Raw genomic sequence first — 5,191 nt, 5'->3', positions numbered from 1 at the left:
ACCCGGTCGGGGACGGCACCGCCCTGCTCGACGTGATCGATCCGGCCGAGCGCACGCGCGCCGAGGCGGAGGCCGCCGAGCGCGGAGGGCGATACACGAACGCGTTCGACCCGACGGCCGACCCGGAGGTGCTCGACGGCCTCTCCCACGATCCGGGCGATCCGCTCCGGGACGGCGTCCAGCGTCTCGTACGCGGGGAACGAGCCGCCCGAGTGGGCGACCAGGACCACGCCGGTGAGATCCCGCGAGGTGATCACCTCCATCAACGCGCGGGTCTGGGCAGCGAGATCGACGCCCGTGACGTCGGCGTGGGCGGCACGGGGGTAACACATCGCGGAGCGGGCGGAGATCCCGAAGACGCGCGCGACGGCCTGCCACCGCCGGAGCACACCACCGACGGACGGCGCGTCCGCGCAACGCAATAGGGAGCGCGTGGCCGAGGGCCGCGCGCGCCTGCGCGAGTTGCCCGTCAACGCCGGAAAGCACACCCACCCGGCGTCCCGCCGAGCCCACCGCCCGCAACCTCGGGGCGGGCACCGGTCTTTCGGCGCGAGGCCCCGGCCCTGCCGCCTGGGTCGCCTCGGGATATCCCCACGGCGCGGACCTCTTCCCGGCGTTGCCGCAGCCGGGAGACGGCCGTTGCCGGGGCGGCGGGGACGCCCGCGCCCAGCAAGGACGGCGTGGTGTAGCCGGCCCCGCCATCGGGATCATGCCCAAGCCGGTCGGTTTGCCCACCGACATCGTTGTCCCGGATGTGTCCGAGTGCGGCCGGATGCCGAACAGGCGGCGTCCGCTCGGCAGCGCGACCATCGCGTGCCCGCCCTCATGCGCGATCGTCACGACGGTGCGCGGCGAGCGCCCGGTCGGCCGGTGCAGCACCACCACGACCGCCACCGTGCCGGTGACCGGCGCGAGCCAAATCGGCGGATCGGGTTCGGTATCCACCATCCGGTCCCACGGTTCCTGCAACGACACCGTCTCGACGCTGCTCACGCCGCCCTCTCGTCCCGCCGGCCTGTGCCCCTGGCCCTCGGCCTCGAACGCTGTCGTCCGGGCGGGGCCGAGCGGCCCGGTGTACGGCAGCCGTGACCGCACTGTCGGCAAGGGCGTACGGGTGGGAGTCGGCGGCGGGTGATCGCGAGTGCGGCCGACAGTCGGGAGTCGGGACGTCGCGAGAGCGCGAGAGCGCGAGAGCGCAAGAGCGCAAGGTCGTACGCACCGGGGTTCGACGGCACCTCGGGCCTGGCCGGCCCAAACGTGACGATCGAAGCGGCGTCGAACCCCTGGCTGTCGATCCCCCCGCCGCGCCGTGGGCGGGGCTGATGGATCAGTAGGTCAAAGCCGGGCTGAACGCACTCTTGCCGACACACCAGATGTCGACGTTGTTGGGATTGTGGTGCAGCTTGACCGACCAGTTCGTGGCGCTGGGCGGACTGGCGGACTGGATCACGGTCATGGCCTGACCGGCGGAGATCGTGCCCGCCGTCTTGTTCAGCGGACCCAGGTTGACCGGACCGAAGGGGCCGGACGTGCCGGCGGTGCCGCTGAAGGTGACCGTGCCGCTCGGACCCCCGAGGTTGGCGGTGATCGTGAGGTCACCGTTGTTGATGGTGATCAGCGGCGCGAGCGCGATGGTGGCCGAGATCTGGTGCGACGCGTTGGTGGTGAACGTCGCGGTCTTGCCGGTGTAGCTGATCCCGATCGAGGTCAGACAGTCGTACTTCGCGGTGGACGGACCGCCGGCCGTGGCCGTGCCGCTGAGTGCGACGGTCGCGGCCATGGCGCCGGCGAAGACGGCGGCGCCGGCCGCGAGGGCTTTGGATCGTGACATGGAAGGTGCCCCTTTCGACAGATACGGCGGAAAGTTCCTGTCGGCGCATTTGGAGTGAATCCGAAGTCTCGGATTTCGTCAAGCAGGATCGGAACGCAATTCTCCGGCAGTGAAATCCACTATGGACAATTCATGATCGCAATTCACGACCAGTCACCTCGGCAAAGAATATTCGGTTTCCCGGGTATTTCTCGATCATGGTGACACGTGTCGCATGAATCGGATCGCGTCTCGCTCTTGACTACGGATGATCCAAATGTGCGAATAGTTCGCTACGCCTCTCGTTTCCGACGGGCTCCGAACAGGCCATCCACACCGGCCGTCCACACCGGCCGTCCACACGAAGGAGTAACGTGTCAAAACGGTTATCCCGAAGACTGACCCGCCATCGCTGGGCCGCCTCGGTGGCGGCGGCCGCGCTGGCCCTCGGCGGCGGTCTGGTCGCCCTCGCGCCGTCGGCGGGCGCGGGCACCGTGACCCCGGTCATGCGGTGTACGACCCCGGTCGGCGCCCCCGAGGGGCAGCAGCAGTTCGAGGTGACCCTGGACCCGACGCACGGTGACGGCGCCACCTCGATGCACGTCGTGGCGGGTGGGAGTCCGGCGACCAGCCCGATCCCGATTCCGCTCGCGACGATCAAGTCCGTCTACACGTTCGCCATGTCCGGCGGCACGACCGGGGATCTCTCGGTGGCGCCACCGTCGTTCGAAACGCCGATCGAGGTGAACACGCCCATCGTGCCGCCCCCGTTCACCGTGCCTACGACGATCGTCGGCGCGGCGGCCGGGTCCACGGTAAACCTCACCCTGAAGTCGATCGTGGTGCAGACCATCGTCGGCGGAAACCTGCTCGCGACGGCGACGTGCGTGCCGGTCTCCGTCAACGGCGTGGTCGCGTCGTACACGGTCGAGCAGGGCAGTCAGGCGCCCACGCTGACCGCGACGCCGAGCACCGTCGACTCGAACTCCCGGGTCACGCTGTCCGGCGCGCACTGGCCGGCCGGTCCGGTGGGGTTGACCATGTGCTTCCCCGAGTTCGGCGGATTCTGCGACAACGGCTACTCGACCATCGCCGCGAGCGACGTCAAGGTCGTCGACGGCGTGCTGTCGGGGTGGGTGCACGTCGCCGGCGCGGTTCCCAGTACGGCGGCGCTCCTGAAGGTCACGTCGGGATCGGTGGCCCTGGAGGCGCCGTTGACCGTCGTGTCCGTACCGGTCGGCGGTCGGGGGCTCGTGCTGAGCCCGAACACCGGTCCGGTCGGCACCCAGGTGACCGTCACCGGTACCGCGTTCTCGCCGAACGCCCGGATCACCGTCCAACCCCAGGACGAGCCCGGGGCGCCGACGGAGGACGCCGTGACCACCACCGCGGACGCGAACGGCTCGTTCACCGCGACGTTCACGGTGACCACCGCGACCACCGCCGCGGTCGCGGCGTACGAGTTCGGCAACCCCGCGATCGGCATGCGGACGCCGTACACGGTGGGCGAGGGCCCGGCTCGGCTGACCCAGTCGGTCAGTGGGCAGATCAAGCCCGGCGGCCTGACGATGTCCCAGGCCGGCGGCCGGATCGACTTCGGCAGCGCGACGATCGACGGCAAACCGCTGCGCCTGAACGCCGCGCTCAACCGGGTCACCGTGGTCGATGCCCGAGGGACCGACCTCGGATGGTCGCTCACCGGCACGATGTCGGAGCTGACGGCCGAGAACGGCACCGACCGGCTCCCGGCCGGGAGCGTGGCCTGGACCCCCGCGTGCGTGGCGGCCGACGGCGCGCCCGGAACGGTCACCCCCGGCACTCCGGGGCCGCTCGGGGCGACCCAGGCCCAGTTGTGCACGCAGACACCGGTCGAGGGTCGAACCACGGGCGGCAGCGTTTCGGCGGACGCCGCCCTGACGTTGACGACCCCGGCGTTCGTACGCCCGGGGACCTACTCGGGGGCGCTCACGCTGAGCCTGAGTTAACCGAGCGCGATTCAACCGAGTTCGAGTCAACCGAGCTCGGGATGGTCGACACCGAGTCGACGCGTCGGGATGTGCGGGTGTCGACGCTTCGAGACGGTGCCGCTTTACTCGCCCGGTGGTGTGGGACGACTCGGCCACTACCGGCCGGCGCCCGCACCACCGGGCATTTTCGTACGCGGCACAGGATCGTGATCGGCCGCCCGAAGCAACGGCATAGGGCCATCGCGCCCTATTCGCGACCGCCCGGCATAGCGAGCGCTCGGGGGATGGCGGGGAATGCGTCGAAGAGCGTCTTGTCCTGTGAATCGTATTCGGTTCCGGCTTCAGGGTTCGCGCCGGTTCGCGGTCTGCTTTGAAAGCCACAACGACGTCGGACGCTTGTCCCGGACGGGCCGGCGACACGGCGCTGTCATTACGGGACACGGGCCGAAAGCGGAACGGCGCGAGGCTGCGCTCGCCCGCCGGATCGGCTGCTCCCTGCCGAAGCTGGAGCGAGGTACGGCCCACCCACCACACGCCACCCCTCCCGAGCCGGAAACAGGCAGGGACCGCGCGCCACCATCCTGCCCCGCTCGCGACCGGGTGCACGCGCCCGACCGGGTGAACCGCGGATCCGGCGCGACGCGACTCGTCCGCGCCGGCGTACCCGTCCCCGCCCGCGCGTGAACGCGGCGGCGTCGGCGACGCGCGCGGACGGTCGACCTCCGCGTTCGGTGGCGTCTGTCCGAGCGGGGCAAGTCCCTCGCCGGGAGCGTCGAAGAATTTGTCATCGGTGTACCTCTCCGGTGCCGACCTCGACGACAACCCCGGTGCGCAGGAGGGCGACCCCGCCATCCGACGACTCCGTCCCCGTACATGACACTACTTGTCAGGTACAGGCTCCAGGATTGTCCTTGTCAGCACGACGATCGAAGGAGCACCACCATGGCGAACATCGTTCTCGTCCCCGGTTACTGGCTCGGCGCGTGGGCGTGGGACGACGTGGCCGGTCCGCTGCGCGCAGCCGGGCACGACGTCACAGCGGTGACGCTGCCGGGTCTGGAGGCGGACCGCGTCGACGTCACGGGCGTCGATCTCGCTGCCCAGACCCGCGCGTTGATGGAGGTGATCACCTCGCGGGATCTCACGGATGTGATCCTGGTCGCCCACTCGGGCGGCTCGTTCCCCGCGTACGAGACGCTGGACGCCGTCCCGGAGCGGATCGCCCGGATCGTCTACGTCGACTCCGGCCCGGTCGGGGACGGCACCGCCCTGCTCGACGTGATCGATCCGGCCGAGCGCACGCGCGCCGAGGCGGAGGCCGCCGAGCACGGAGGGCGATACACGAACGCGTTCGACCCCACGGCCGACCCGGAGGTGCTCGACGGCCTCTCCGACGCCGATCTCGCCACCCTGC

At 70.4% G+C, this 5,191-nt stretch carries 3 protein-coding genes and 2 pseudogenes; 2 read left to right on the top strand and 3 right to left on the bottom strand.

Annotation, left to right across the window (positions count from 1 at the left end; all coding sequences use genetic code 11):
• The 3 genes and pseudogenes from ACWCPW_RS51500 to ACWCPW_RS51490 all read right to left on the bottom strand — a co-directional run.
• A pseudogene (locus ACWCPW_RS51500) lies at nt 1–389 on the bottom strand (hypothetical protein); the annotation flags it as partial.
• A gap of 352 nt (nt 390–741) precedes the next feature.
• Nucleotides 742–948: pseudogene (locus ACWCPW_RS51495) on the bottom strand (M50 family metallopeptidase); the annotation flags it as partial.
• A 379-nt stretch (nt 949–1,327) separates the two neighbouring features.
• Nucleotides 1,328–1,831: a hypothetical protein gene (locus ACWCPW_RS51490; protein ID WP_449768601.1), complete on the bottom strand. Its 504-nt coding sequence runs from the start codon at nt 1,829–1,831 to the stop codon at nt 1,328–1,330.
• 353 nt (nt 1,832–2,184) lie between these two features.
• Here ACWCPW_RS51490 and ACWCPW_RS51485 point away from each other — a divergent pair, with 353 nt between their 5' ends.
• Both ACWCPW_RS51485 and ACWCPW_RS51480 read left to right on the top strand, forming a co-directional pair.
• Nucleotides 2,185–3,795 (top strand): hypothetical protein, encoded by a 1,611-nt coding sequence (locus ACWCPW_RS51485; protein ID WP_449768600.1) that lies wholly within the window; start codon nt 2,185–2,187, stop codon nt 3,793–3,795.
• Nucleotides 3,796–4,719: 924 nt separating this feature from the next.
• On the top strand, nt 4,720–5,191 hold a 472-nt coding region (locus tag ACWCPW_RS51480; protein ID WP_449768599.1), incomplete at its 3' end, for an alpha/beta fold hydrolase.

The sequence above is a fragment of the Embleya sp. NPDC001921 genome (assembly GCF_053594475.1).
The sequence above is the reverse complement of the archived record's forward strand: the minus strand, read 5'-3'. Positions and strand labels throughout refer to the sequence as shown.